Raw genomic sequence first — 25,693 nt, 5'->3', positions numbered from 1 at the left:
GGTCGAGCGGATGATGCGCGACGCCAAGATCACCCAGATCTACGAGGGCACCAACCAGGTCCAGCGCATCGTCATGGCCCGCAACCTCCCGTAACCGCGAGTCGCGCCGAGCCTCAGGAGGCCCCCCGCGGGGCGAGCGAGCCGCTCGCCCGGCCGGGGGCCCCGTGCGTGCGGGGCTCCTCCCGCAGGCCGACGCACCGGGCCGGGACGCCCGCCCAGACCTCGCCCCGCCCGGTGGATCGGGTCAGCACCGCGTTCGCCCCGACGATCGTCCCCGCGCCGACCGTCAGCACGCCCTCCTTGCAGACGATCTTCGCGCCGGCGCAGACCACCACGCCGTCCTCCAGCACCACCCGCCGCATCGCGCTCCGCTCCTGCGGCACCCACGGGTCGGCCCGGCCGACGGTGACCCCGTTGTACAGCGTCACATCGGCACCGATCGTGGTGTACGGGTGCAGCACGGTGCCGAAGCCGCGGTGGAAGACCTTCAGCCCCGGCCCGATCTCGACCGCGGCCGGCACCTCCATCCCGTACAGCGCGAGGACCTCCTGGACGAGGCGGCCCAGCAGCGGACGGCGGCGGCGGTAGATCAGGGACGTCACCAGAGACATGCGGCACATTGTGACGGAGCGGACGCACAGCGTGCCGGAAACCGGCGCGCGGGGCCGCGCACCGTCCGGTGGACGGCGCACGGCCCCGCGCACGCGCCTGTGACGTTCCCGGCCGGCTACTTCTTCAGGTCCGGCACCGGGGTGTCGTTCTTGAACGCGTCGAAGACCTGCTTGGACTTGGCCGCGTCCCACTTCACCGCCGACTCGCCGGACTGGGTGCGGAAGTCCGGGTTGCCGATCGGCACCGTGATGCTCTTGCCGTCGCCGCCGGAGACGCCCTTCATAGCCAGGAACAGCGACCCCAGGTCGGTCAGACCCGCGTCCTCGTCCACGATCAGCGTGCCCAGGCCCGAGCTCACCATCGGGTAGAAGGTGAACGGGTTGAGCAGCGTCACCGGGGAGGCCGCCTGGCTCGCCAGCGCGCTCAGGAACTTCTGCTGGTTGCGCATCCGGCCGAGGTCCTGGTCGGCCATCTGGTGCCGCTGGCGGACGAACGCGAGCGACTCCTTGCCGCTCAGCGTCTGGCAGCCCGCCTTCAGGTCCAGGCCGGAGTCCCGGTCCTTCACGTCCTTCTCGATGCACATGTCCACACCGCCGACCGAGTCGACGATCCCGACGAAGCCGGCGAAGCCGATCTCCGCGTAGTGGTCGATGTGCACGCCCGTGTTGAACTCCACGGTCTGCACCAGGAGCCGGCCGCCGCCGCGGGCGAAGGCCGCGTTGATCTTCGACTTGGCCTCCGGGATCTTCTTGCCGCTGCCACTGGTGTCCTGGTGCGCGGGGATCGTCACCCAGGAGTCGCGCGGGATCGACATCAGGGTGTTCCCGTTGTCGCCGATGTGCAGCAGCATCATCGAGTCGCTGCGCTTGCCCTGCGCGGAGCCGGTGTGCAGTGCGTCCTCGTCCGCGTCCGACAGGCCCTGCCGGCTGTCCGAGCCGACGATCAGCCAGTTGGTGCCCTGGCCGGCCGGCGGGCGGCCCTCGTACGAGGCCAGCACGTTCTCGTGGTTGAGCTTGGAGTCGGCCCACACGTAGGTGCCGATGCCGGTCACCAGCAGCGCACCGACCAGGGCCAGCGCACCCACCTTGATCTTCCGGCTGCGCGGCCAGCTCGACGGCGTCGTGGGCGCGGCGGGTCCCGGACCGCCGGGCCCACCGGGGCCGCCCGGCCCGCCCGGGCCCGCCGGACCGGCCGGCCGGCCGGGGGCCGGCTGCTGCGCCTGGCCGTAGCCCTGCGGAGGCCGGGCCTGACCGTGGCCCTGCTGCGGCTGACCGTGGCCCTGCTGCGGCGGGACGGTGGCACCCCCGTACGCCCCCCGGCCACCCTGGGCGCCGCCCGGCGTGCCCGCACCGGCGCCGCGCGGGTTGAGCTCCGGCGGCAGCGGCGGCTCGGCAGCCGCACCGCCCTGGCGGTACCCGCCGTCGCCCTGACCGTACGCGCCCCCGCCCCCCGGGCGGTCCTCCTGCCACGTGTTCATGTGGGAGAGGATGCCCGAAACCGGCACGGCGCAGTTGCCCGGCCCCCGTCCGGGAGCCCCTTGTATCCGATTTGATGCACGGCACGGACGTATCAGCGGAATGTTCACCTGCTGGAACCAACCTTGACCGGCCGAAACGGCCCGTGCTTGCATCATCGGCATGGAACAGCGATGGATTCTCACGCGTCGGCGGCACGTCGACCTGCTGCGTGTGGCCCGCTCGCTGTGTCGTGGCTGACCGCTCGCCCGCATCCCGCATCCCCCGCACCGCACCGCCCCGCGGCGGTGCGCGCCGCGTTGCACCGCTTCCACGCATTCCGCGTACCCCTCCGGGCCCCGACCCCGCCCGAGCGGCCCGCCACGACCCGAGGTGAACCCCATGGCCACCGTCCTGTCCGTCTCCGGCTCCCCCTCCCGCACCTCCCGCACCACGCGGCTGCTGCGCCACGTCGACGCCCGGCTCGCCGCCCACGGCCACGACGTGGTGCCCTTCGAGGCCCGCGCCCTGCCCGCCGAGGCCCTGCTCTCCGCCGACACCTCCCACCCGGAGATCGCCCGCGCGATCGAGCTCTTCGCCGAGGCCGACGGCATCGTCATCGGCACCCCCGTCTACAAGGCCGCCTACTCAGGATTGCTCAAGACCCTCCTCGACCTGCTCCCGCAGTACGCGCTGCGCGGCAAGGCGGTGCTGCCGCTCGCCACCGGCGGCTCCACCGCCCACGTCCTCGCCGTCGACTACGCGCTGCGCCCGGTGCTCAGCTCGATGGGGGCCGCCCACATCACCCAGGGCTGGTTCGTCCTCGACCGGCACGTGTCCGTGCGCGAGGACGGCACCACCGAGATCGAGCGGGAGACCGACGTGCTGCTCGGCCCGGTGGTCGACACCTTCGCCTCGGCACTGGTCCGGACCGGGGAGTTCGCCGCGGTCGCCGGCTGACCCTGGTACCAGGGGTGCGGTCCCCTAGGGGGAGGCGGGCCGCACCCCGTACATCTCCCGGTCAACCCGCTTCCTCCCGGCGGAGGACGAGACGGCCACCGCCCGCTCCTAACGTGGTTCCTACAGCCCGCACCCATACGGGGGTGGTGCTGGCCCCACCATCAAGACGGCTGTCTGCACCATGTCGCAGGACGGGTGGCAGCAGCGAGGCTGTGGGGCGACGGGTGGACGACGTACCGAGGAGATCCCAGTGACGACGGCAGCCAAAGCCGTGCATGACCACCAGCTGCCCGGCGGGCAGGGCGACGTTGCCGCGTCCGCACGCCAGGTGACCAAGGCCTACGGCGCCGGGGAGACCCGGGTCACGGCCCTCGACGCCGTCGACGTGGACATCCACCGCGGGCGGTTCACCGCGATCATGGGCCCCTCGGGCTCCGGCAAGTCGACCCTGATGCACTGCCTGGCCGGCCTGGACACGGTCAGCGAGGGGCGCATCTGGATCGGCGACGCCGAGATCACCGGCCTCAAGGACAAGCAGCTCACCCGGCTCCGCCGGGACAAGATCGGCTTCATCTTCCAGGCGTTCAACCTGCTCCCCACGCTGAACGCGCTGGAGAACATCACGCTGCCGATGGACATCGCCGGCCGTAAGCCCGACGCCGCCTGGCTCGACCAGGTCATCGAGACGGTCGGCCTCGCCGAGCGCCTCAAGCACCGGCCGACCCAGCTCTCCGGCGGCCAGCAGCAGCGCGTCGCGGTCGCCCGCGCCCTCGCCGCCCGCCCCGAGATCATCTTCGGCGACGAGCCCACCGGCAACCTGGACTCCCGCTCCGGCGCCGAGGTGCTCACCTTCCTGCGCCGCTCGGTCGACGAGCTGGGCCAGACCATCGTCATGGTCACCCACGACCCGGTCGCCGCCGGCTACGCGGACCGCGTGCTCTTCCTCGCCGACGGCCGGATCGTCGACGAGATGCAGGCCCCGACCGCCGATTCCGTCCTCGAGCGCATGCGCCGCTTCGACGGCAAGCGCACCAGCTGAGCCGGGGGCCGACACCGATGATGCTCAAGACCTCCCTACGGAGCTTCTTCGCCCACAAGGGGCGAATGGTCCTCTCTCTGATCGCCGTCGTGCTGTCCGTGGCCTTCGTGTCCGGCACGCTCGTCTTCTCCAACACCGCCACCAGCACCTTCGACCGGCTCTTCGCCTCCACCGCCTCCGACCTGTCGGTCAGCCAGGCCAAGGACGACCTCACCGCCGGCGAGCAGGAGGGCGGCGCGGCCACCACCGTCCCGGTCGACACCGTGCAGAAGCTCTCCGGCCTGCCCGGTGTGAAGACCGCCCTCGGCCAGGTCATGGTCCAGAGCGCGGTCCTGGTCGACCCGAAGACCAACAAGGCCATCGGCCCCACCTCCGGTGCGCCCACGCTCACCGGCAACTGGGTCGAGACCCCGCGCAACTCCGTCGACATCACCTCCGGCAGCGCCCCCAAGGGCGCCGGCCAGATCATGCTCGACGCCGACACCGCCGAGAAGGCCAAGCTCGGGCTCGGCAGCCCGCTGCGCGTCATCACCAAGAGCGGCAACTACGACTTCACCATCTCCGGCATCGTCACCTTCCGGACGACCAACCCCGGTGCGGCGCTGGCCTTCATGGACACCCCCACCGCCCAGCAGGACCTCCTCGGCACCACCGCCTTCACCACCGTCGACCTGTTCGGCGACGGCAGCCGCAGCAACGACCAGCTCAAGCAGCAGGCCCTCTCCGTCCTCGGCAGCGGCTTCGAGGCCAAGACCGCCGCCGAGCAGAAGGCCGAGAACGCCAAGGACGTCGGCTCCTTCCTCAACTTCATGAAGTACGCCATGCTCGGCTTCGCCGGCATCTCCCTGCTGGTCGGCGGCTTCCTGATCATCAACACCTTCTCCATGCTGGTCGCCCAGCGCACCCGCGAGATCGGCCTGCTCCGCGCCATCGGCGGCAGCCGCAAGCAGGTCAACCGCTCGGTGATGGTCGAGGCGCTGATCCTCGGCGTGCTCGGCTCCACCCTCGGACTGGCCGCCGGCCTCGGCATCGCCACCCTGCTGATCCAGCTGATGAAGGCCGCCGGGATGAACCTCGACGCCTCCTCGCTGGACATCACCTGGACGGTCCCCGTCGCCTCCTACGCGGTCGGCGTGCTGATCACCCTGCTCGCCGCCTGGTTCCCGGCCCGCCGGGCCGGCCGGATCTCCCCGATGGCCGCCCTGCGCGACCACGGCACCCCGGCCGAGGCCTCCGCCAACCGCATCCGCGCCGTCGTCGGCATGGTCGTCACCGGTCTCGGCGCGGCGGGCCTGGCCGCCGCCGCGGGCGCCGACAAGGCCGCCACCGGCGGCCAGTGGCTCGGCCTCGGCGTCGTGCTCAGCCTGGTCGGCTTCGTGATCATCGGCCCGCTGCTCGCCACCGGCATCATCCGGGTGCTGGGCGCCTTCCTGCCGGCCCTGTTCGGCCCCTCCGGCAAGCTCGCCCAGCGCAACGCGATGCGCAACCCGCGCCGCACCGGCGCCACCGCCGCCGCCCTGATGATCGGCCTCGCACTGGTCACCGGCGCCTCCGTGGTGACCTCCTCGATGGTCAGCTCGGCCAACGCCCAGATCGACAAGTCGGTCGGCGCCGACTACATCGTCGCCGGCCAGGGGATGGGCGCCGTCCTGACCCCGGCCATGGTCTCCGCCGCCAAGGCCACCCCGGGCCTCGCCCACCTCACCGAGGCCAAGGAGGTGCCCGCGATCATCACCGCTCCGGACGGTGCCACCACCCAGACCGAGCTGATCGCCGCCACCCGGACGTTCACCGAGGACTTCCGCCTCAAGACCGCCGCCGGCAGCGTCACCGCCGCCTTCGACGGAGGCATCGCCGTCCCCCAGGACTGGGCCACCAAGCACCAGGTCAAGGTCGGCGACCAGGTCAAGGTGGACTACGGCAAGGGCCGCAACCAGTCGCTGCCCGTCGGCCAGATCATCGACTCCGGCGAGTCGCTGTTCTCCGGCGCCTACATCGTCAACACCGACACCGTCACCAAGGTCGTCCCGGAGAAGGACCTGCCCACCAGCATCCAGCTGTACGGCAAGGCCGCGCCCGGCGCCGACCCCGGCCAGACCCTGACCGCCCTGCAGAAGTCCCTGGAGGCCTACCCGCAGATCAGCGTCCGGGACCAGGCCGGCTACAAGGACCTGATCCAGCAGCAGGTCAACCAGCTGCTCTACATGGTCTACGGTCTGCTCGGCCTGGCGATCGTGGTCGCCGTCCTCGGTGTCGTCAACACCCTGGCCCTCTCGGTGGTCGAGCGGACCCGCGAGATCGGCCTGCTGCGGGCGATCGGCCTGTCCCGCCGTCAGCTGCGCCGGATGGTCCGGCTGGAGTCCGTGGTGATCGCCGTCTTCGGCGCCCTGCTCGGCACCGGCCTCGGCCTCTCCTGGGGCATCACCTCCCGCAAGGTGCTCGCCACCCAGGGCCTGGACACCCTGACCGTCCCGACCGGCACCATCGTCGCGATCCTGGTGGCCTCCGCAGTGGTCGGCCTGCTGGCCGCCCTCCTCCCGGCCTTCCGTGCCGGCCGGATGAACATCCTGGCGGCCATCGCCACCGACTGACCGAACCACGACCGACGGGGGCCGCTCGCCCCCGAGCGGGAAGCCGCGGTACCGGCGGGGGACCCGCGGAACGGAGGGGCCGGGCCGAGCGCCCGGCCCCTCCGGCGTCCCCGGCCACCGTGCCGCAACCGCCCCGGCCACCGCCGCCGGATGTCAGGGACGCTCCCTGCAGGGGATTCGGCCATCGCCTCAACCCCGGCGGCTTCGTAGTCGCCATGGCCGGGATCGCCTCCGCGTCGGCCGACCGCAGCTGTTGTCGAACCGGCTCCCGGTCACCGCTCTCGTCCTGTTCGCCGTGGGCCGGTACTTCCTGCAGCACCCGACGTGCCGGGGCTCAGCGGCAGCTGATCTCGCTCCCGCTCTCGGCGGCCACCGCCGGGGAGGCGGGCGCAGAGGCCGGGGCGGTGCCCGCAGGTGCGGCCGGAGACGGTGCGACCGAGGGTGCGCCCGGCCCGCGGTAGTCGGGGCCGACCACGACCTGGAGGGTGGCGCCGAGGCCGGGTACCGGGACGAGTTCGGCACCCGGGAGGGAGCCGGAGAGGGTCTTGGCCGACTCGTCCCAGCGCGGGTCGTAGCGGACGGCCGTGCGGGCGGCGGCCGTGTCCGCGTTGGACGGGGTACCGGTGGTGGCGAAGCCCGCCCGGCGCAGCTCCTCGTCGACCTTGAAGCCGAGCCCGGTCGTGCCGGTGCCGTTCAGCACCTGGACCCGGATCTGGCCGGCGGGGACGCCTCCGGCCTCTGCCTCCCCCGCCCCCGACGCGGGGCCGGGGGAGGCAGAGGGCGCCGGTGCGGAGTGCTCGATCAGCGGCCTGCCCTGCCGGACGGTGTCGAACAGCGCCTTCGCCGCCTTGGTGTCCCACAGCACCGTCGACCCCCAGCCGGGCACCGGATGGTCGACGTCGGCCACCGGCACGGTGGCGAAGTCCGCGGCACCGGCCGACAGGTCCTTCAGCCGGGCGGCGAAGTCGAGCAGCGCGCCGGTGGACAGGCCCTTGTCGGCCTTGACCGACTTCAGGGTGCTGTCGAGCACCGAGCCGAGGCGGGCCGGGTCGAGCAGCACGTCGTGGGAGGTGGCCTGGTGCAGGAGCTGGGCGACGAACCTCTGCTGTCGGCGCATCCGCCCCAGGTCGGAGCTGCCGTCCACGTGCCGGGCGCGCACGTACTTCAGCGCCCCGGCGCCGTCCAGCCTGCTGGTGCCGGCGGGCAGGTCCAGCCCCGAGTACGGGTCCTTCAGCGGCTTGGCGGTGCACACCTCGACCCCGCCGAGGGCGTCCACCGCACTGACGAAACCGAGGAAGTTGATCTGCAGGTAGTGGTCGATCCGCAGGCCGGTGTTCTGCTCCACCGTGCGGACGGTGAGCGGCGCCCCGCCCATCCCGTAGGCCGCGTTGATCTTGCCCTTGGCGGCCGGCGCCTGCCGGCGGGTGGCCGGGTCCTGGTGGGCGGGGATCTCGACGTACGAGTCGCGGGGGATGCTCACCACCGTCGCCCGGCCGCCGTTCCCGGCGAGCTGGACGATCATCAGGGTGTCGGTGCAGTGGCACGACTCGCCGCCCGCGTGCAGCACGTCCTTGAGGGTGTTCTCCGGGATGCCCTCGCGCTCGTCCGTGCCGACCACCAGGAAGGTGGTGAGCCCCTCGTCGGCGGGGCGGTCGCCGCCGCCGATGGCGTCGACCCGCTGGATCGCGTCGCCCACCCCGTGTAGCACCACCCACCCGGTACAGGAGGTGGCCAGGACGGCCAGCGAGAGCGCACCGGCCGCCCACCGCCCCCAGCGCCGCCGTAATCCGGTCTTCGCGCCCGTCCCCGTCCCCGCCCCGGGCCTGCGCCGCCGTCCTCCCGCTGCCGGGGGAGGACCGCCGCGCCCGCCGCCGTCGCGCCCGCCGCCGCCGCGCCCGCCGCCCTGCCGCCCGATGCCGCCGCGGCCTGCACCGCCGCCGTGCCCTGCACCACTGCTGCGCCCGGCCCCGCCCTGCCCGCGGCCGCTTCCCGGAGAAGGCCCGCCGTGCCCGCCGGACCGCCCCCGCGCGCGGCGGGGCGGCGGTGGTCCTGGACGGCGCGAGGAGGGCATCTTCGGGATGGTAGGCCCGCCGCGAGTCCGCCCGTGCCGCGGCGCGCCGCCGGTCACCCGGGTCGGCGAAACGTTCCGTCGCACGGGCCCGGGCGCGCGCCGGGGGCTGCCGGAGGACCCTCGTCTGACATCGCCGGGGCCGCGCCGGTACCGTGGGGCGCAATGAACACCAAGGCTGCTGAGGAGCTGCCGGCGGTCTCCGTGATCATGCCGGTGCTCAACGAGGAACGTCACCTGCGCACCGCCGTCCGGCACATCCTGGAACAGGAGTACGCCGGCGATCTCGAGGTGGTGATCGCGCTCGGACCGTCCACCGACCGGACCGACGAGATCGCCGCCGAGCTGGTCGCCGAGGACCCGCGGGTCCGTACGGTGCCCAACCCCACGGGCCGCACCCCGGCCGGGCTGAACGCCGCGATCCGCGGCTCGCGTCACCCGATCGTGGTACGGGTCGACGGGCACGGTCTGCTGACGCCGGGCTACGTCGACACCGCCGTCCGGCTGCTCGGCGAGATGGAGGCGGCCAACGTCGGCGGCATCATGCACGCCGAGGGCGAGACCGAGTGGGAGAAGGCGGTCGCCGCCGCCATGACCTCGAAGATAGGGGTCGGCAACGCGGCCTTCCACACCGGCGGTCTGGCCGGCGCGGCCGACACCGTGTACCTGGGCGTCTTCCGCCGCGAGGTGCTGGAACGGCAGGGCGGCTACAACGAGGAGTTCATCCGCGCCCAGGACTGGGAGCTGAACTACCGCATCCGCCAGGACGGCGGGCTGATCTGGTTCACCCCGCAGCTGCGGGTCACCTACCGGCCGCGGCCGAGCGTGCGGGCGCTGGCGAAGCAGTACAAGGACTACGGCCGCTGGCGCCGGGTGGTGACCCGCTACCACCGCGGCTCGGTGAACCTCCGCTACCTGGCCCCGCCGGCCGCCCTGCTGGCCTGCCTGGCCGGCCTGGTGCTCGGTGCGGCGCTGCACCCGGTCTTCCTGGTCGTCCCGGGCGGCTACGCGCTGGGCATCCTGGGCGGTTCGGTGGTCGAGGGCCGCGGGCTGTCCGCCCGGGCCAGGCTGCAGCTGCCGGTCGCCCTGGCGACCATGCACATGAGCTGGGGCTTCGGCTTCCTCACCTCGCCGCGCAAGCTCGCCCGCCGGGTGATCGCCAGCAAGCGGCCCGAGCCGATGACGCCGCGCACCGAGACGGCCTGACGCCCGCACCCGGTCCGCTGGGAGGCGCCTCCCCGGTCCGGGTGAAACGCCTCCCCGGTCCGGGTGAAACGCCTCCCCGGTCCGGGTGAAACGCCCCCTCGGCCCGCTGCCCGGCGCTATCTTCGGCGCCATGGGGATCACCGAGGAGGAGCCCGGCCGCACGGCGGCCGCCGCCGAGCACCGCCCGGACGTGCGGATCGAACCGAGCGCCGACGTGGACGGGCGGGCCGTGATCGGCAGGGGCAGCACCGTCTGGCACCTCGCCCAGGTGCGCGAGCACGCCGAGATCGGCGCCGAGTGCATCATCGGCCGCGGCGCGTACGTCGGCCCGGGCGTGCGCCTGGGCGACCGGGTCAAGCTGCAGAACCACGCGCTGGTGTACGAGCCCGCGGTGGTCGAGGACGGCGTGTTCGTCGGCCCGGCCGCGGTGCTGACCAACGACCTGTACCCGCGCTCGGTCGACCCCGAGGGGCGGCTGAAGCGCGGCGACGACTGGCAGGCGCGCGGCGTGACGCTCCGGCAGGGGTGCTCGATCGGCGGCCGCGCGGTGCTGGTCGCCGGGGTGACGGTCGGCCGCTGGGCCCTGGTCGCGGCCGGTGCGGTCGTGCACCGGGACGTCCCGGACTTCGCCCTGGTGGCCGGGGTGCCGGCCCGCCGGATCAAGTGGGTCGGCCGGGCCGGCGAGCCGCTGGAGCCGGCCGGCGAGGGCCTGTGGCGCTGCCCGCGCACCGGCGAGCGGTACGCCGAGGCGGACGGCCTGCTGTCACCGCTCGCGGAGAACGGTGACAGCAGGCCGTCCGCCTGAGCGTCCGTCAGTAGGTGTACCGGCCGTTCTGTGGGAGGACGGTCATGCAGTTCTTGTCGTTGTCCGAGGTCTCGGCGTCGACGGAGGTCGGCAGCGCGGTGGGCGCCGGGGCCGCGGTGAACGTGGTGCCGCTCTTCCAGTCCGCCCCGATCACCAGGCTCAGCGTGGTGGACGTGCCGGACTCCGCCAGGGCGCTCGCCGGCAGGCCGAGCGCGGCGGCCACCGCCTGCGCCTTCGCCTGCTGGCCCGCGCCGTAGGTGAGCTTCGTGGTGTCCCGGGTGCCGCCGCCGGGCGCCGTCCCCGCCTTGGTGAATCCGGCCGCCACCAGGGCCTTCTTGATGTCGGCCGCCCGGTTGGTGACCCCGGTGCCGTTCTGGACGGTCACCGCGATCGTGCCCTTCGCGGGCGCGTCGGCACCGGCCGCCGGCGAGGGCGTGGCGGAAGGCGTGGGGGAGGCGGACGGTGCCGCGGCCGCGCCCTTGTCGTCCAGCGGGGTGTCCGCGAGCAGCATCTTCCAGATCTGCTGCACGTCGGGCTGCTTGAGGAGCAGCTTGGCCGTGGGGTTCTGCGGATCGGCGATCACCGGGACGGTCAGTGTCGTCGTCCGCTCGGTGGGTACCTGCTTCAGGTCGTTGCCGAGGTCGTACAGCTTCTTCAGGTCGGCGATGCCCTTGTCGACGCTGAGCGACTTGGTGGCAGCCTCGGCGAGCGACATCAGCTGCCCGGGGTCGCTCAGCCGTCCGCTGGACTTCAGCTCGCGGATCATGGAGCTGAGGTACATGTGCTGCGCCTTGGTGCGGCCGAGGTCGGAGCCCCAGGCGTCGCGGGTGCGCAGCCACTTGAGGGCGTTCTCGCCCTGGACCCGGTGGACGCCCTTGTCCAGCTTGAGGTCGGTGCCGCCGTGGCCGGGGCGGTAGCGGTCCCACATGTTGCGGTCCACGCAGACGGGCACGCCGCCGATGGCGTCGGCCATCCGGACGACACCGCCGAAGTCGACCATCATGTAGTGGTCGATGTCGAGGCCGGTCAGGCTGATCCAGGTGCCGAGGACGCAGCCCGGTCCACCGCGGGCCAGCGCCTCGTTGATCGGGGTGTGCGTGGTCGACTTGTAGGTCTTGCCGTTGTCGTCGTGGCAGGTCGGGATCGTCACCATGGTGTCGCGCGGGATGCTGATCATCGAGGCGTTGGTGCGGTCGGCGGAGACGTGCAGCAGCATCTGGACGTCGGCCAGACCGGGGCGGGACGCCTCGTCGGCCGAGCCGCCGAGCGCCACGTTCTCGGAGGAGCCGCGGCTGTCGGTGCCGATCATCAGGATGTTGAGCGGGGTCCGGCCCTTGGCGTCAGGTGCGGTGCGGGCGCCCTGCTCGTCCGTCAGGTTCTTGGTGCCGGCCTGGATGTTGCCGTTGAGGTGCCGGTAGTACAGGTAGCCTGCGCCGCACCCCGCCACCAGGGTGGCCCCGGTGGTGATGGCCACGATGCGCAGCCAGCGGCGCCTACCCGGCCTGCGCCGGCCCCCCGCGCCCTCCTGCCGGGTCCTGCGGGCCGCTGCCCGGCCGCCCGGTATCGGCTCAACGCTCGTCATCGTGGTCCGCCCAGTCTCCTGCCCCGGTGGCCGGTCGGCCGGTGGGGCGATGCCGGACCGTCCGGCGGGCATGCGGCACGGAGGCGCCTCCGTGCCGGCTCGGCCCGGTCTCCCCCTGGCCGGTCGGTCTACAGACAAGACGCGCGGGGCGGCGGAAAGGTTACAGAACTGACCGCGAGAGAAAGGGAAATGACACTGGGTCGACGACGCGGCTACTTCGCGCACACATCGCTGTCATCGGCCTGGAGCCGCTGCAGGTTCTTCGGCGGTACGGCCGGCGGGGGAGACGGCGACACCGCGGCGGCAGTTCCGCCGACGGCCGCCGTGCCCGCTCCCGACGGGTCGCCGGCCGCGGGGTCGTAGTCGCGTCCGAGCACCACGACCAGGCCGTCCCCGGTACCGAGCGAGGCGCTCTGCCGGACGGAGTCGGCAGGCAGCCCCAGTGCGGCGGCGAGGGCCGCGGCCTCCTCGGCCCGCCCGGCCGGGTAGCCGATCGAACTGGCGGCGGCGGCCTGCGCGTTCCCGCCCACGGTGGCCCGGCTGAAGCCCTGCGCCTGGAGTTCGGCGGTCGCCCGACCGGCCTGCTGCCCGACACCGCTGCCGTTGCGGACGATCACGTCGACCTCGGCCGGGTCCACCAGCGGGCCGATGCCCGGGTGGCCGGACGCGCGGCTCGCCGGGGTGGTGGTGGAGCGCGGGCCGCCCGGGGTGCGGTCAACGGCCGCGGAGGACGCGGCGGCCCCGGCGGACGCCCCGGTGTCGTTCCCCGAGGCGTCCGCGGCGGGTGCGGGGGAGTCCAGCGGCCGGTCGGCCGCGATCAGCGAGAAGAGCTGGGCGGCGTCCGGCTGGCGCAGGGCGAGCCGGCCCCTGTTGCGCGGGTCGTCGACCACCGGCACGGTGGTGAAGGTGATGTGCCGGGTGTCGACCGTGCCGAGGTCGAGCGCGAGGTCCTTGAGCCGCCGGACGTCGTGGATGCCGGAGTCGACGGTGAGCGCCCTGGTCGCGGCGTCGGCGAGGTGCCAGAGCTTGGCGGGGCTGGTCAGGGTGCCACTGCTCTTGATCTTGCGGATCATCGAGCCGAGGAACTGCTGCTGGAGGGGGATGCGGGTGAGGTCGCCGCCGAGTCCGACGGCGTGCCGGGTGCGGACGAAGGCCAGTGCCTCCTCGCCCTGCACCACGTGCCGGCCCTTGGCCATCCGCAACTGTGAGTCCGGGTCGTCGATGTCCTTGGCCGCGCAGACCTCGACACCGCCGACGGCGGTGGAGAGCGTCTTGACCGCGTCGAAGTCCACCATCATGAAGTGGTCGACCCGAATGCCCGTCAGCTTCTCGACGGTCGTCCAGGTGCAGCCCGGGTCGCGGCCCTCCTCGCCGAGGCTCGCGTTGAACATCGCCCGCCGCTTCCCGGGGATCCGCTTGCCCCCGGTACGGCACTCGGGGATCTGCACCATCAGGTCGCGCGGGATGCTGAGCACCGTGGCATTGCTGCGGTCCCGGGAGACGTGGAACAGCAGCGTGGTGTCGGCGTGCCCGGTGCTGCCCTCGTCGCCGTACTCGCGGCCCAGGCCCACCCGGCTGTCGGTGCCGATCACCAGGAGGTTGACCGCGCCGTCGATGGCCTGCGGCCGGTCGCTCTCCGCGCCGACGTGGACGTCCACCGAGGTGATGTTCCCGTTGATGTGCCGGTACGCGTAGTACGCGCCGCCGCAGCCGACGACCAGGGCCAGGGCGGTGGCGATTCCCGCCCAGCGGGCGGCCCGCCGGCCGCGCTCGGCGGACCTGCGGCCGCGCCGCCGCTCCGCCCGCCCGCCCGTGCGGGCGTCGTCGGCGGGGTGCCCGCCCGCGCCGCCCGCGGCTCTCCTGCGGCGCCCCGGGACGGAGGCCTGGATCGCTTCGTCGGGCCGCGGACCGGTCGGGTCGGCCGCGCGGGGGAAGGCGTCCGGAGCAGTGCTCGGACGCCGCTGTCCGCTGTTCATCCCGGTCACCCTAGAGGAGCCCGTACGCCGTTCCGCGCTCATCGGACGGATGTGACCCGCCCTGGTGAACCGCCGGACGACGCGGAACGCCCGCGCGTTCGGACGGCCCCGAAGGGGGAGTCCGGTGCGCGGGCGCTCCGTGGCGGACCGGCCGCCGTGGTCGAAGGGGGAAGCCCGGATGGGCCGTTCGGGTCAGCCGAGGCGCAGGGTCACCCGTTCGGCCTCGATGCGCTTATCCCACTGATCGTCCGTCAGCCCCTCGGAGTTCCGGCAGAGCACCACCGAGGCGCCGGCGGCGAGCGGCGCCAGCAGCCCGGCCTCCAGGCCCGCCCAGTCCTCGTAGCCGAGGGTCGACAGCACCCGGTCGCCGGTGCCGATGCCGAGCCGGGCCGCACCCTCGCGGGCGAGCTGCACGGTCTGCTCGCCGGTCAGCTTCAGCGGCAGGCCGTCGATTTGGGTCTCCAGCGCCTGGGCCTGCGGGTCGACCGGGGAGTACGGGGCGAACCGGTCGCCCTGCCCGGGCACCTCGGCGGCGTAGTCGAGGAACCCGTCCGGCCGCTGGGGGAAGCGGCCGCCGAGCGGGCGCAGCGCGAGCGCCACCCGTTCGCCGGAACAGGCCTCGGCGGCCTGCAGGCCGTCCGGGCCGCTGATCACCAGGTCGGCGGAGCCGGGGTCGCCGCCGGGGACGGCGGTCACCCCGACGGACCAGCAGGCCAGCAGCCACACCGCGGTCTGCCAGTGCGCGGGCAGCAGCAGGGCGGCCCGGTCGTCGGGGCCGGCGTTGAGCTCGTCCTGCAGCAGGTTGGCGGTCTTGGCGACCCAGTTGTCGAAGGTCTTCGCGGACAGTTCGACCCGTTCGCCGGTCGAGTCGTCGTAGAAGGTGATCAGGGGGCGGGACGGGTCGGCATCGGGGGCACCGGGGCGCAGGTAGGCATGCAGCAGCTCGGCGGGGATGCGGGCGTCGGCAGCGAAAGGCGCAGTCATGGTGCAGTCCACCCTACGGCCTTCGGGTACGCGTCCGGCAGGGGTGTCCGGGGCGGGCGAGCGGCGTGGCGGCCTGGGTTTTTTGCCGTCAGTATCCGATTTATGCGCCTTGAACGAAGGGCCGCCCTCGCGGCGGCCGCCACCACGACCACCCTGCTGCTGACGTCCCTGGCCGCCGTGCCCGCGCACGCGCGTCCCTCGCCGGGCGGCGTCACCACCGTCCCGCTGGAGTCCCCCGCCCAGCGCGGCGCCGACACCGAGCGCGGCCTCGACCCGCGCACCACCCGGACCTTCGCCCTCGTCGGCCTCAGCTGGGACGACCCGTCGGCCGTCCTCGACGGCGGCGTCCAGGTCCGCACCCGCAGTGCGCTGACCGGAGCCTGGGGCCCCTGGTACGACCTGGAGGCCGAGCAGGACGACCGTCCCGACGAGCCCACCGGGCGCGGTGCCACCGCGCCGCTGTGGGTCGGGCCGAGCGACGGCATCGCCGTCCGGGTGACCGCCGGGAGCCACCCCTTCCCGTCCGGGTTACGGGCCGAGCTCGTCGACCCCGGCGCCGATCCGGCGGGCCTGCCCGACCCGAGGCCCGCCGAGCCCGCGCCGCGCGCCGCCGGGGCCGCCCCCCGGCCCGGCATCGTCACCCGGGCCGGCTGGGGCGCCGACGAGTCGATCCGCGAGAGCGGCTTCGTCTACACCGGCGACGTCCGCGCGGTCTTCGTCCACCACACCGACACGGCCAACGACTACTCCTGCAGCGACGCCCCCAAGATCATCCGGTCGATCTACCAGTACCACGTGAAGAGCCTCGGCTGGCGGGACATCGGCTACAACTTCCTCGTCGACCGCTGCGGCACCATCTACGAGGGCCGCGCCGGCGGCGTCGCCGAACCCGTCCAAGGTGCCCACACGCTCGGCTTCAACACCAACTCCGCCGGCGTCGCCGCCCTCGGCTCGTACGTCTCCGTCGGAGCGCCGGAGGCCCAGATCGACGGCGTCTCCCAGATCGCCGCCTGGAAGCTCGGCCTCACCGGAAAGGACGCCAGGGGCACCGCCACCCTGGTCTCCGCCTCCGACGGCAGCAAGTACAAGAAGGGCACCTCGGTCAAGTTCAACGCGATCTCCGGACACCGCGACGCCTTCAACACCGAGTGCCCCGGCGAGGAGCTCTACGCCCGCCTCGGCGACATCCGGGACTGGGCGGCCATCCTGCAGGGACGGTGAGCCCGCACTCCCCGACCCGGCCCGCACGACCCCGGCACGACCCCCGCACGACCACCGGCCGGACCGCCGCCCCCGCGGCCGGTCCGGCCGATCACTGCGCCCCGCGCTCCCGGCGTATCCTTCGAGGCGCCCGCGGCGGAGCCACCCGCGTGGCGGGCCGGGCGGACGAGAGGGAGTGACACGCAATGCCGGGCACGGTACGGACGTGGCGCCCCGGCCATCCGCTCGACCTCGGCCGCACCCTGTTCCCGCTGCGGCGCGGCCCCGCCGACCCGGCCTTCCGCACCACTCCCGACGGCTCGGTCTGGCGCGCCTCGCGCACCCCGGCCGGCCCCGGCACCCTGCGGATCACCCCGCGCTCCGCCGGGATCGAGGCCCAGGCCTGGGGCCCCGGCGCCGACTGGCTGCTGGACGGGCTGCCGCGGCTGCTCGGTGCCGAGGACGACCCCGGCGCACTGGTCCTCCCGCCCGGGCCGCTCCGCGAGGCCCAGCGCAGCCACCCCGGAGTCCGGCTCGCCCGGACGGGCCTGGTCATGGAGTCGCTCGTCCCGGCCGTCCTCGAACAGAAGGTCACCACCCTGGAGGCGTACCGGGCCTGGCGGACCCTGCTGCAGGACTTCGGCACGCAGGCACCCGGGCCGCTGGACGGGCTGCGGGTGCCGCCCTCGGCCCGCGACTGGGCGATGATCCCGAGCTGGGAATGGCACCGCGCCGGCGTCGACCCGAAGCGCTCGGCGACGGTCGTCCGGGCAGCACGGCTCGCCCCGCGGATGGAGGAGGCCGCCGGCTTCGGCCACGAGGAGGCCTTCGCCCGGTTGACCGCCGTCCCCGGCATCGGGGTGTGGACGGCGGCCGAGACGCTGCAGCGCGCCAACGGGGACCCGGACGCGGTGTCGGTCGGCGACTTCCACCTGCCCAACACGGTCGGGTGGGCGCTGGCCGGGCGGCCGCGGAGCGACGACGCCCAGATGCTGGAGCTGCTGGAGCCCTACCGCCCGCAACGCCACCGCCTGTGCCGCCTCATCGGCCTCACCGGCGCCCGCGCCCCCCGCTACGGCCCCAGACTCGCCCCCAACGACCACCGCCACAGGTGACCCCGTCGGGCAGCCTGAGCGGTGGCCCCGAGCCCCTGGGCGGTGACCCCGTCAGCGGGTGGTGAGGAAGGGGTCGGCCGGGCGGGGCGGGCGGTTCTTGGGGGTCTCGGCGGGGCGGCCCACGGCGACGGCCCCCATCGGGTCCCAGCTGTCGGGCAGGTCGAGGACCCGGCGGACGGTGTCGCGGCAGAACATCGTGGACGACACCCACGCGGAGCCGTACCCCTCGCCGGTGAGCGCCACCAGCAGGTTCTGCACGGCGGCGCCGATCGCGACGGTGAACATCTCCCGTTCGGCGGTGCTGCGCCGGGCGTCCGGGTAGTCGTGCGAGCCGTCCATGACGAGGCACGGCACCACCAGGTACGGGGCATTGCGCAGGACGTCGCCCCGGGCCGTCCGCCGGGCGATCTTCTCCTCGTCCCATCCGTCGAGTTCGCGCAGGTCGCGCCGCCAGGCGTCCAGCATGGCGTCCAGCAGGTCCACGCGGGCCTGCGGGCTCTCCAGCAGGACGAACCGCCAGGGGGTGGTGTGGTGCGGTGCCGGGGCGGTGACGGCTGCGGCGACGGCGCGGCGGACGGCCGCCGGGTCGACCGGTTCGGCGGTGAAGGAGCGGACGGTCCGCCGGAGGGTGACGGCCTGCCGCAGTGCCTCGGAGGTGCCGAGGCGGAACATGTCGTCGGTGGCGGGCCGGATCAGCGGCCGTACGCCGTCGCCGTGCTCGTCGGTGACGAGGTGGCCGAGGCCGCGGACGACGGCGACCGGGGTGCCGGTGGCCTTGCCCTTCACCAGGTCGCCGGCGGCGGCGAGTTCGTCGGCGGTGGCGGTGACGGTGAGCTGCAGCGGGTTGCCGTGGCTGTCGGTGCGGCCGCGGTGGTCCTCGAGCACGGGCAGGCCGGCCGCGCCAACGGCGACATCGGTCAGCCCGGTGCGCCAGGGGCGGCCGAAGGTGTCGGTGACGACGACGGCGAGCCGGCGGCCGGTCAGTTCCCCGAGCCGTTCGCGCAGGGCGCGTGCGGAGGCGTCCGGGTCCTCGGGCAGCAGCAGGACGGTGCCGGGTGCGGTGTTGGAGGCGTCCACGCCGGCGGCGGCCATCACCAGGCCGTTGCGGTTCTCGACGATCCGGGCGGGGCCGCGCCGGGCGACCACCCGGACGGTCTCCGCGTCGATCGCCGCCTCCCGGTCGGCGGCCTGCAGGATGCGCCCCTCGGCCTTGCTGACGATCTTCGAGGTGACGAGCAGGATGTCGCCGTCCTCGAAGGCGCCGTACTTGGCGATGAGTTCGCCGAGGTCGGCGCCGGGCGCGATCTCCGGCAGGCCGGTGACCGGGAGGACCTCCAGGCTCACGCGCGTACCTCCTCGGCGAGCTGCAGGGCGGCCCGGGCCATGTCGGCGGTGGCCGCGACGTCGGTCATCAGCAGCGGCACGGCCTGGCAGCGGATGCCCGCGGCCTCGACCGGGGCCACGGCGTCCTCGTCCGCGGTGTCGACCAGCCAGCCGTCGAGCAGGTCGGCGCCGTAGTGCTCGGCCACGGCCCGGGCGGTGGACTCCACGCCGACCGCGGCGAGCACCTTGTCGGCCATGCCGCGCACCGGCGCCCCGCCGATGATCGGGGAGAGCCCGACGACCGGGGCCGCGGTGCCGGCGACGGCCTGCCGGATGCCGGGCACGCCGAGGACGGTGCCGATGGAGACCACCGGATTGGACGGCGGGAGGAGGACGACGTCGGCCTCGGCGATCGCCTCCAGCACGCCGGGCGCGGGCTTGGCGGTCTCGGCGCCGACCGCGACGATCGCCTCGGCGTCGACCGCGGCGTGCAGCCGCACCCAGTACTCCTGGAAGTGGAGGGCGCGGGTGCCGCGCTCGTCGGTGATCCGGACGTGCGTCTCGACCCGGTCGTCGCTCATCGGGATCAGCCGCACCCCCGGCTGCCAGCGGTCGCACAGCGCCTCGGTGACGGCGCTCAGCGGGTAGCCGGCGGCGAGCATCTGGGTGCGGACGATGTGGGTGGCGAAGTCCCGGTCGCCGAGGCCGAACCAGTCGGGCCCGACACCGTAGGCCTTCATCTCCTCCTTGACCGACCAGGTCTCGTCGGCCCGGCCCCAGCCCTGTTCCTCGTGGATGCCGCCGCCGAGGGTGTACATGACGGTGTCGAGGTCCGGACAGACCTTCAGCCCGAAGAGGTGGATGTCGTCGCCGGTGTTCCCGATGACGGTGATCTCGTCGCCGGGGGCGACGGCCTCCTTCAGCCCGCGCAGGAAGCGCGCCCCACCGATTCCGCCAGCCAAAGCCACGATGCGCATGGGGTCATCCTGCCAGCAGGCCGGGCCCTCACCGCGGTTCGGGCTGGTGCTGCGCCACGGTGGCGCCGTACTGGTTCATCTCCACCAGGCCCGGCGTGTAGAGGTGGACGGAGACGGCGGGCTCCAGTGCGGCGTTGACCACCTCGTGCAGGTAGCCGGGGGAGAGCACCCGCTGCCCCCCGGGCTTCAGCACCCGGGTGCCCTCGCCGGCGCGGGTCAGCGAGCGCTCGGTGAGCTCGCCCTGCACGACGGCCATCACGCCGGAGGACCGGCCGTGGTCGTGGAAGCCGCTGCTCTGGCCGGGCAGCCAGCTGAGCAGCCAGACCTCGTAGCCGGGGCCGGTCTCCAGCCGGGCGTACCAGCGGGTCAGCGCGTCGTACTGCACCAGCGGCTCCCACCGGGCGCGGTCGGCGGCGATCTCGCGGACGAGGCGGGCGTACTCGGCGACGGTGGTGGGGTGCTGCGGGACGTCGGTGCGGGCGAGGTGGGGGAAGGCCAGCGGGTCGCCGGCGATGGAGACGTCGCTCAGGCCGTCGGTCCAGGGGCGGCGCGGGGCGGCCAGGCGGACGGGGCCGCCGGCGGCGGTGCGGATGGTGTTCTTCTTGCGGTCGCGGTTGCGCTGGCGGAGGCGGGGCATTCGCACGGGGTCCTCGGATCGTCCGGGTCGGTCGGGGTCAGCCGATCCGCGGAGATTCGGGACGTGTCGCGCGGCGGCCTCGGTGTTCGGGCTGAAAGGCGGCGCGCGGTGGGACGCGTGCGCCTAGATACAGCAGGAACAGAGGCGACAACAGGAGATCGCGGCAGCCCGCAGGGCGGCCTGGCGGCCGGTGCGGCTGGTGGCGAACTCTGACATGGGGGCAAGGAGACCGCACCAGGGGCGGCAGTGTCAACCCGATCTCCGGGACATTCGGGTCGCATCAGGCACCAACCACCGGATGGAGTGATAAATCACCCTCTAGGTTTCGATGCGAAGATCGCCGGGAAGGCAGCCCGGTACCCGGGCAACCGGGCCGCCTCCGCGGGCGTCTTCTTGATCGGGAGCAGGCCGGAGCCCGATCGCCGGGACCGGCTCGCGGGGCCGGTCGGTGCTGACCGTATGTCAGTTCTCGGAAGCCTTTGGGTGCCTGTGTCTGCTCCGAGTGGAATGTCCGGGTTGTCTGGATATGTACACTATTGGTAGCGGCTTGGTTCCGGGGAGTGAATCCTCGGCCCAATACCAGAGCTCGGCTTGACTGGGCCAGAGCGGCGCAACTGTAATTTCACTCGTGTCGTTCCGCCGCTCAGGCAACGGCAACACCACGGGGACGCCAAGAGGGGCAGAGGAGGCGCGCCAGATGAGCGAGCTCTTTGAGCTTTTGATCGGTGACGGCATCGCAGAGGACGACGAAGAGGAACTCGGCTGGCAGGAGCGCGCACTCTGCGCCCAGACCGACCCGGAGTCCTTCTTCCCCGAGAAGGGCGGATCGACCCGCGAGGCCAAGAAGGTCTGCCTCGCCTGCGAGGTTCGCTCCGAGTGCCTGGAGTACGCCCTCGCCAACGACGAGCGCTTCGGCATCTGGGGCGGCCTCTCCGAGCGTGAGCGCCGTCGTCTCAAGAAGAGCGCGGTCTGACGGGCCGGACCCCAGCTGTGCCGGGCGCCCCACCGATCGGTGGGGCGCTTTCGCGTCCCGTACCGGCCCCATCCCCTGTACCGGCGGGACCCCCGCGAGGCGGAGCCGTTAGTGTGGTGCGCCATCCGGATGCTCGTCATCCGGCGCCCGCGCACCGCCGCCCGCCCCGTGGGCACCGGCCACCCCGTGCACCACGGCCCCACCGGACGGCGCGCGCACCACCCGCCGTCGTCCACCGGCTGCGTCCGCCGAAGAACCTGGGGCCTGCGAACTCGATGACCGTCTACAGCCACCAGAGCGGTTTCTCCGCTGCCCGGCCGCCCGCCTATCCGCGGCACCTCGTCACCGCCGTGATCGTTTCGCACGACGGCGCCCGCTGGCTGCCGCAGGCCCTCGCCGGCCTGCTCGGCCAGGACCGGCCGGTCCAGCGCATCCTCGCCGTGGACACCGGCTCCACCGACGCCTCCCCGCAGCTGTTCCAGGACACCCTCGGTGACTGGCTGCCCGAGAGCGGCCCGCTGATCCTCGGCCGCCGCTCCGGCTTCGGCAACGCCGTCGCCCAGGCCGTCTTCAACAGCCCCCCGCTGCGCCCCGAGGACCTCCCCTACGGCCTCGACCCCTCCGGCTACGACCCGGTCACCGGCGGCTGGGACGACTTCGACGACCCGCTGGGCCGGCAGGAGGACGGCCTCGGCCGCTCCGGCCCCCGCGAGAGCCGCCCCGTCGAATGGCTCTGGCTGCTCCACGACGACTGCGAGCCGCAGACCGACGCCCTGCGCCGGCTCCTCCAGGTCGCCGACTCCACCCCGTCCGCCGCCGTCGTCGGCCCCAAGCTCCGCAGCTGGTACGACCGCCGGCAGCTGCTCGAGGTCGGCGTCACCATCGCCCGCTCCGGCCGCCGCTGGACGGGCCTCGACCGCCGCGAGCAGGACCAGGGCCAGCACGACCAGGTACGCCCGGTGCTCGCCGTCTCCAGCGCCGGCATGCTGGTGCGCCGCGACGTCTTCGAGGAGCTCGGCGGCTTCGACAAGGCGCTGCCCCTCATGCGCGACGACACCGACTTCTGCTGGCGCGTCAACGCCGCCGGCCACCGCGTCGTCGTCGCCCCCGACGCCGTCCTGCGGCACGCCGAGGCCGCCAGCCGCGAGCGCCGCTCCATCGACTGCGGCCCCGACCACCCGCACCGCGTCGACAAGGCCGGCGCCGTCTACACCCTGCTGGCCAACTCCCGCGGCGCCCTCTTCCCGTACGTGCTGCTGCGGCTGGTCCTCGGAACCCTGCTGCGCGTCCTCGTCAACCTCGTCGGCAAGGACCCGCGCCAGGCGTACGACGAATTCGCCGGCCTCAACCACGAACTCATCCGGCTGCCCCGGCTGCTGCTCGCCCGCAAACGCCGCAAGCGCACCCGGTCCGCCGACGCGCTCGACGACCGCAGCCTCTTCCCCGCCCCCGGCGCCACCGCCCGGCTCGCCGTCGAGACCGCGATCGGCTCGCTCGGCATCGGCGGCGGCGACGACTCCGGCGCCGGCCGGCACGGCTCCGTCGAGTCCGGCCCCGGCGACGACGACGCCGACGACCTGGTCGTCGAGCAGTTCGTCCTGCTGAAGAAGCTCGTCCGGCGCCCCGCGCCGGTCCTCTTCGCCGCCCTGCTGCTCTTCGCCCTCGCCGCCTGCCGAAGCCTGATCGGCACCGGCGACCTGCTCGGCGGCGCCCTGCTCCCGGCCTCCGACGGCATCTCCGGCCTGTGGAACATGTACGCCGACCCCTGGCACCCGATCGGCACCGGCTCCACCGCCGCCTCCCCGCCCTACCTCGCCGTCCTGACCGTCCTCTCCGGACTGCTCCTCGGCAACGCCAACCTGGCGCTCACCCTGATCGTCGTGCTGTCCGTGCCGCTCGCCGCGGTCAGCGCCTACCTGGTCTCCCGGCCGCTCATCGAGTCCAAGCTCGTCCGCGCCTGGGCCAGCGCCACCTACGCCCTGCTGCCCGCCGCCACCGGCGCCATCGCCCAGGGCCGGATCGGCACCGCCGTCCTCGCCGTCCTGCTGCCCCCGCTGGCCCGCGCCGCGGCGATCGCCGCCGGCCTCGGCATCCGCACCGAGAGCGCGGCCAAGGGCGCCCGGCCCGGCTGGCGGCCGGTCTGGATGACCGTCCTGATGCTCACGCTCTCCACCGCCTTCGTCCCGCTCGCCTGGGCGATCGCTGTGCCGCTGAGCCTCGCCGCCCTCGTCCACGCCGTGCTCCGCGGCGGCGCCTTCGGCTCCGGCGGCACCGCGCTGCGCCTGCTCGGCCTGCGCGTGGTGGTCATCCTCGGCGTGCCCGTCCTGGTGCTCGCCCCCTGGTCGCTGCAGCTGCTGACGCACCCCTCGCGCCTCCTGCTGGAGGCCGGCGTCCCCGCCTTCAGCGGTCCCGCCGCGACCCCGCTCGGCCTGGTGCTCGGCAACCCCGGCGGCGCTGGCACCCCGCCCGTCTGGATCTCCGCCGGCATCGTGCTCGCCGCCCTCGCCGCCCTGCTGCGTGCCGACCGCCGCCGTGCGGTGCTCGCCGCCTGGGCCGCGGCCGGCGCGGGCCTGGTCTTCACCGTCGCGGTCGCCGGCACCACCGTCATCCCCGCCTCCGGCGGTCCCGGCACCGCCGCCTGGGCCGGCCCGGCCACCCTGCTCACCGGCGTCGCCCTGCTGGCCGCCGCCGCGATCGGCGCGGACGGCGCCAACGCCCGCGTCTCCGGGATCGCCTTCGGCTGGCGGCAGCCGGTCGCCGCGCTCGTCCTGGCCGGCGCCGTCGTCGCCCCGCTGGGCAGCGCCCTGTGGTGGGCCGTGGCCGGCGCCGACGGCCCGCTGCAGCGCAGCCGGGAGTCCCAGCTGCCCGCGTTCATCGCCGAGCAGGCCGGCACCACCGACCGCTCGCGCACCCTCGTGCTGACCGGCCCGGCCTCCGGCGCCTCGGTCGGCTACGCGCTGGTCCGCGACGCCGGCCTGACCCTCGGCCAGGCCGAGGGCACCGTCGACGCCGCCGCGGGCCAGGGCCTGGGCGGGCTCACCGGCCGGCTGCTCGCCGGCTCCGGCGGCGACCAGGCCAAGGCCCTGGCCGACTTCGGCATCGCCTACGTCCAGGTGAAGGAGCCGCTGACCGCCAAGGTCCGCGACGTCCTCGACACCACCCCCGGACTGTCCCGGCTGAGCCAGGGCAACGGCGGCGCCATCTGGGAGGTCACCGGCGTCCCCGGCACCCGGGCCGCGATCGTCGCCCCCAAGGGCGGCGCCCGCACGTCCCTCCCGTCCGGCGCCCACGACATCGTCACCGAGCTGCCCGCCGGCCCGGCCGGCCGCGTGCTCCGCCTCGCCGAGCAGGCCGACCCCAAGTGGCAGGCCACCCTGGACGGCACCCCGCTGGAGCCGACCACCCTCGACGGCGACTGGGCCCAGGCCTTCGAACTCCCCGCCGACGGCGGCCGACTGGAGGTCACCCGCTCCGGCAGCCTCGCGCACACCGGCTGGATCGGCGGCCAGCTGCTGCTCGGCGCGGTCGTGCTCGTCCTCGCCCTGCCCGGCCGGCGCAGCAACAAGGACGACGACCTGCCCGAGGACGTGGTGGCCGCCCAGGCGCTCGCAGCGGCCGCCGAGCCGCCCGCGCCCGGCAGCCGCCGCGCCCGCCGGATGGCCGAGCGCGGCGAGGGCGAAGGCCCCGATGCCGAGACCGGCGTGTACGCGGGCATCCCGCAGCAGCCGGACGGCGAAGGACCGGACGCCGCCGAGCCCTACGCCGACCCGTACCAGGCCGACCCGTACAGCGGCGGCTACCAGGACGCCTACGGCTGGGAGCAGCCGGACGGACAGCCCGACGGCGACGGCCGGCCCGAGTACGAGCAGCCGGAGTACGACCAGCAGGCGTACCCGCAGCAGGGCTACGACCAGCAGGGCTACCCCCAGCCCGGCTACGAGCAGCAGGGGTACGAGCAGCCCGGCTACCAGGGCTACCCGCAGCAGCCCGGCTACGACGGGGCGCAGTACGCCGACCCCTACGCCCCCTACGGCTACGACCAGCAGCAGCCCTACCAGGGCTACCCGCAGGAGCAGCAGCCCTGGGTGCCCGGCCAGCAGACCGGCGAGCCGTACTACGACCCCGACGGCGGACACCAGGACGGTTACACCAACGGCGGTCACCCGCACCACCACGGAACGGGGAACTGAC

Annotated in this window: 19 protein-coding genes; 10 read left to right on the top strand and 9 right to left on the bottom strand. The window is 74.0% G+C overall.

Features of this window, described 5'->3' with window-relative positions:
- On the top strand, positions 1 to 94 hold a 94-nt coding region (locus tag AB0M03_RS33730; protein ID WP_132919430.1), incomplete at its 5' end, for an acyl-CoA dehydrogenase family protein.
- Between the two features lie 19 nt (positions 95 to 113).
- Here AB0M03_RS33730 and AB0M03_RS33725 read toward each other — a convergent pair.
- Together AB0M03_RS33725 and AB0M03_RS33720 are read right to left on the bottom strand one after the other, a co-directional pair.
- Positions 114 to 611: a hypothetical protein gene (locus tag AB0M03_RS33725; protein WP_363498890.1), complete on the bottom strand. Its 498-nt coding sequence runs from the start codon at positions 609 to 611 to the stop codon at positions 114 to 116.
- Positions 612 to 727: 116 nt separating this feature from the next.
- A complete protein-coding gene (locus tag AB0M03_RS33720) occupies positions 728 to 2,089 on the bottom strand; it encodes an LCP family protein (RefSeq protein ID WP_363498887.1) in 1,362 nt (453 codons plus the stop codon).
- 379 nt (positions 2,090 to 2,468) lie between these two features.
- On the opposite strand from AB0M03_RS33720, the gene ssuE reads away from it, so the two are divergent.
- From ssuE to AB0M03_RS33705, 3 genes are all read left to right on the top strand, one after another.
- Positions 2,469 to 3,026, top strand: coding sequence for an NADPH-dependent FMN reductase (gene ssuE / locus AB0M03_RS33715; RefSeq protein WP_363498884.1), 558 nt, complete (start codon positions 2,469 to 2,471; stop codon positions 3,024 to 3,026).
- 250 nt (positions 3,027 to 3,276) lie between these two features.
- Positions 3,277 to 4,065 carry an ABC transporter ATP-binding protein gene (locus tag AB0M03_RS33710; protein WP_363498881.1) on the top strand — a complete coding sequence of 263 codons (789 nt, stop codon included), beginning with the start codon at positions 3,277 to 3,279 and terminating at the stop codon, positions 4,063 to 4,065.
- Positions 4,066 to 4,130: 65 nt separating this feature from the next.
- The gene (locus tag AB0M03_RS33705; protein ID WP_363498878.1) at positions 4,131 to 6,656 is read left to right on the top strand and encodes an FtsX-like permease family protein; all 2,526 of its coding nucleotides are present in this window, start codon (positions 4,131 to 4,133) and stop codon (positions 6,654 to 6,656) included.
- A 334-nt stretch (positions 6,657 to 6,990) separates the two neighbouring features.
- Here the strand turns inward: AB0M03_RS33705 and AB0M03_RS33700 are convergent, their stop codons facing one another.
- Positions 6,991 to 8,352 carry an LCP family protein gene (locus AB0M03_RS33700; protein ID WP_363498875.1) on the bottom strand — a complete coding sequence of 454 codons (1,362 nt, stop codon included), beginning with the start codon at positions 8,350 to 8,352 and terminating at the stop codon, positions 6,991 to 6,993.
- A gap of 537 nt (positions 8,353 to 8,889) precedes the next feature.
- Here AB0M03_RS33700 and AB0M03_RS33695 point away from each other — a divergent pair.
- Entirely contained in the window at positions 8,890 to 9,930 is a 1,041-nt protein-coding gene (locus tag AB0M03_RS33695) for a glycosyltransferase family 2 protein (RefSeq protein WP_363498872.1), read from the top strand.
- Between the two features lie 130 nt (positions 9,931 to 10,060).
- Complete coding sequence (locus AB0M03_RS33690) at positions 10,061 to 10,735, top strand: acyltransferase (protein WP_363498869.1); 675 nt, start codon at positions 10,061 to 10,063, stop codon at positions 10,733 to 10,735.
- Positions 10,736 to 10,742: 7 nt separating this feature from the next.
- On the opposite strand, the gene AB0M03_RS33685 is transcribed toward AB0M03_RS33690, so the two are convergent.
- The 3 genes from AB0M03_RS33685 to AB0M03_RS33675 all read right to left on the bottom strand — a co-directional run bounded on the left by AB0M03_RS33685 (position 10,743) and on the right by AB0M03_RS33675 (position 15,277).
- On the bottom strand, positions 10,743 to 12,209 hold the full coding sequence (locus tag AB0M03_RS33685; protein ID WP_363498866.1) for an LCP family protein: 1,467 nt from the start codon (positions 12,207 to 12,209) through the stop codon (positions 10,743 to 10,745).
- A 320-nt stretch (positions 12,210 to 12,529) separates the two neighbouring features.
- Complete coding sequence (locus AB0M03_RS33680) at positions 12,530 to 14,293, bottom strand: LCP family protein (RefSeq protein WP_363498863.1); 1,764 nt, start codon at positions 14,291 to 14,293, stop codon at positions 12,530 to 12,532.
- A gap of 192 nt (positions 14,294 to 14,485) precedes the next feature.
- On the bottom strand, positions 14,486 to 15,277 hold the full coding sequence (locus AB0M03_RS33675) for a TIGR03089 family protein (protein ID WP_363498860.1): 792 nt from the start codon (positions 15,275 to 15,277) through the stop codon (positions 14,486 to 14,488).
- A gap of 102 nt (positions 15,278 to 15,379) precedes the next feature.
- On the opposite strand from AB0M03_RS33675, the gene AB0M03_RS33670 reads away from it, so the two are divergent.
- Positions 15,380 to 16,498 carry a peptidoglycan recognition protein gene (locus AB0M03_RS33670; protein ID WP_363498857.1) on the top strand — a complete coding sequence of 373 codons (1,119 nt, stop codon included), beginning with the start codon at positions 15,380 to 15,382 and terminating at the stop codon, positions 16,496 to 16,498.
- A 185-nt stretch (positions 16,499 to 16,683) separates the two neighbouring features.
- Positions 16,684 to 17,592 carry a DNA-3-methyladenine glycosylase 2 family protein gene (locus AB0M03_RS33665; RefSeq protein ID WP_363498854.1) on the top strand — a complete coding sequence of 303 codons (909 nt, stop codon included), beginning with the start codon at positions 16,684 to 16,686 and terminating at the stop codon, positions 17,590 to 17,592.
- Between the two features lie 51 nt (positions 17,593 to 17,643).
- Here the strand turns inward: AB0M03_RS33665 and AB0M03_RS33660 are convergent, their stop codons facing one another.
- Genes AB0M03_RS33660 through AB0M03_RS33650 form a run of 3 tightly spaced genes read right to left on the bottom strand, consistent with a single transcriptional unit; the run spans position 17,644 to position 20,529 of the window.
- Positions 17,644 to 18,936 carry a coenzyme F420-0:L-glutamate ligase gene (locus AB0M03_RS33660; protein WP_363498851.1) on the bottom strand — a complete coding sequence of 431 codons (1,293 nt, stop codon included), beginning with the start codon at positions 18,934 to 18,936 and terminating at the stop codon, positions 17,644 to 17,646.
- Positions 18,933 to 19,892 carry a 2-phospho-L-lactate transferase gene (gene cofD, locus AB0M03_RS33655; RefSeq protein ID WP_363498848.1) on the bottom strand — a complete coding sequence of 320 codons (960 nt, stop codon included), beginning with the start codon at positions 19,890 to 19,892 and terminating at the stop codon, positions 18,933 to 18,935. The genes AB0M03_RS33660 and cofD overlap by 4 nt, the downstream gene beginning before the upstream one ends.
- A gap of 28 nt (positions 19,893 to 19,920) precedes the next feature.
- Entirely contained in the window at positions 19,921 to 20,529 is a 609-nt protein-coding gene (locus AB0M03_RS33650) for a cysteine dioxygenase family protein (protein WP_363498845.1), read from the bottom strand.
- Between the two features lie 697 nt (positions 20,530 to 21,226).
- Here AB0M03_RS33650 and AB0M03_RS33645 point away from each other — a divergent pair.
- Both AB0M03_RS33645 and AB0M03_RS33640 read left to right on the top strand, forming a co-directional pair.
- Positions 21,227 to 21,502 (top strand): WhiB family transcriptional regulator, encoded by a 276-nt coding sequence (locus AB0M03_RS33645; protein WP_363498842.1) that lies wholly within the window; start codon positions 21,227 to 21,229, stop codon positions 21,500 to 21,502.
- A gap of 275 nt (positions 21,503 to 21,777) precedes the next feature.
- Positions 21,778 to 25,692, top strand: a complete 3,915-nt coding sequence (locus AB0M03_RS33640) for a glycosyltransferase (protein ID WP_363498839.1) — start codon at positions 21,778 to 21,780, stop codon at positions 25,690 to 25,692.
- The last annotated feature ends 1 nt before the right edge of the window (position 25,693 follow it).

It is taken from the genome of Kitasatospora sp. NPDC051914 (genome assembly GCF_040680995.1).
In the GTDB taxonomy this organism is placed as follows: Bacteria; Actinomycetota; Actinomycetes; order Streptomycetales; family Streptomycetaceae; genus Kitasatospora.
The sequence above is the reverse complement of the archived record's forward strand: the minus strand, read 5'-3'. Positions and strand labels throughout refer to the sequence as shown.

Excerpts from the sequence above, each read along its gene's own strand:
- AB0M03_RS33670 (WP_363498857.1), top strand. The coding sequence starts at position 15,380 with ATGCGCCTTGAACGAAGGGCCGCCCTCGCGGCGGCCGCCACCACGACC.
- AB0M03_RS33705 (WP_363498878.1), top strand. The coding sequence starts at position 4,131 with ATGGTCCTCTCTCTGATCGCCGTCGTGCTGTCCGTGGCCTTCGTGTCC.
- AB0M03_RS33645 (WP_363498842.1), top strand. The coding sequence starts at position 21,227 with ATGAGCGAGCTCTTTGAGCTTTTGATCGGTGACGGCATCGCAGAGGAC.
- AB0M03_RS33690 (WP_363498869.1), top strand. The coding sequence starts at position 10,061 with ATGGGGATCACCGAGGAGGAGCCCGGCCGCACGGCGGCCGCCGCCGAG.
- AB0M03_RS33680 (WP_363498863.1), bottom strand. The coding sequence starts at position 14,293 with ATGAACAGCGGACAGCGGCGTCCGAGCACTGCTCCGGACGCCTTCCCC.
- AB0M03_RS33675 (WP_363498860.1), bottom strand. The coding sequence starts at position 15,277 with ATGACTGCGCCTTTCGCTGCCGACGCCCGCATCCCCGCCGAGCTGCTG.
- cofD (WP_363498848.1), bottom strand. The coding sequence starts at position 19,892 with ATGCGCATCGTGGCTTTGGCTGGCGGAATCGGTGGGGCGCGCTTCCTG.
- AB0M03_RS33650 (WP_363498845.1), bottom strand. The coding sequence starts at position 20,529 with ATGCCCCGCCTCCGCCAGCGCAACCGCGACCGCAAGAAGAACACCATC.
- AB0M03_RS33720 (WP_363498887.1), bottom strand. The coding sequence starts at position 2,089 with ATGAACACGTGGCAGGAGGACCGCCCGGGGGGCGGGGGCGCGTACGGT.
- AB0M03_RS33695 (WP_363498872.1), top strand. The coding sequence starts at position 8,890 with ATGAACACCAAGGCTGCTGAGGAGCTGCCGGCGGTCTCCGTGATCATG.
- AB0M03_RS33725 (WP_363498890.1), bottom strand. The coding sequence starts at position 611 with ATGTCTCTGGTGACGTCCCTGATCTACCGCCGCCGCCGTCCGCTGCTG.
- AB0M03_RS33665 (WP_363498854.1), top strand. The coding sequence starts at position 16,684 with ATGCCGGGCACGGTACGGACGTGGCGCCCCGGCCATCCGCTCGACCTC.
- AB0M03_RS33640 (WP_363498839.1), top strand. The coding sequence starts at position 21,778 with ATGACCGTCTACAGCCACCAGAGCGGTTTCTCCGCTGCCCGGCCGCCC.
- ssuE (WP_363498884.1), top strand. The coding sequence starts at position 2,469 with ATGGCCACCGTCCTGTCCGTCTCCGGCTCCCCCTCCCGCACCTCCCGC.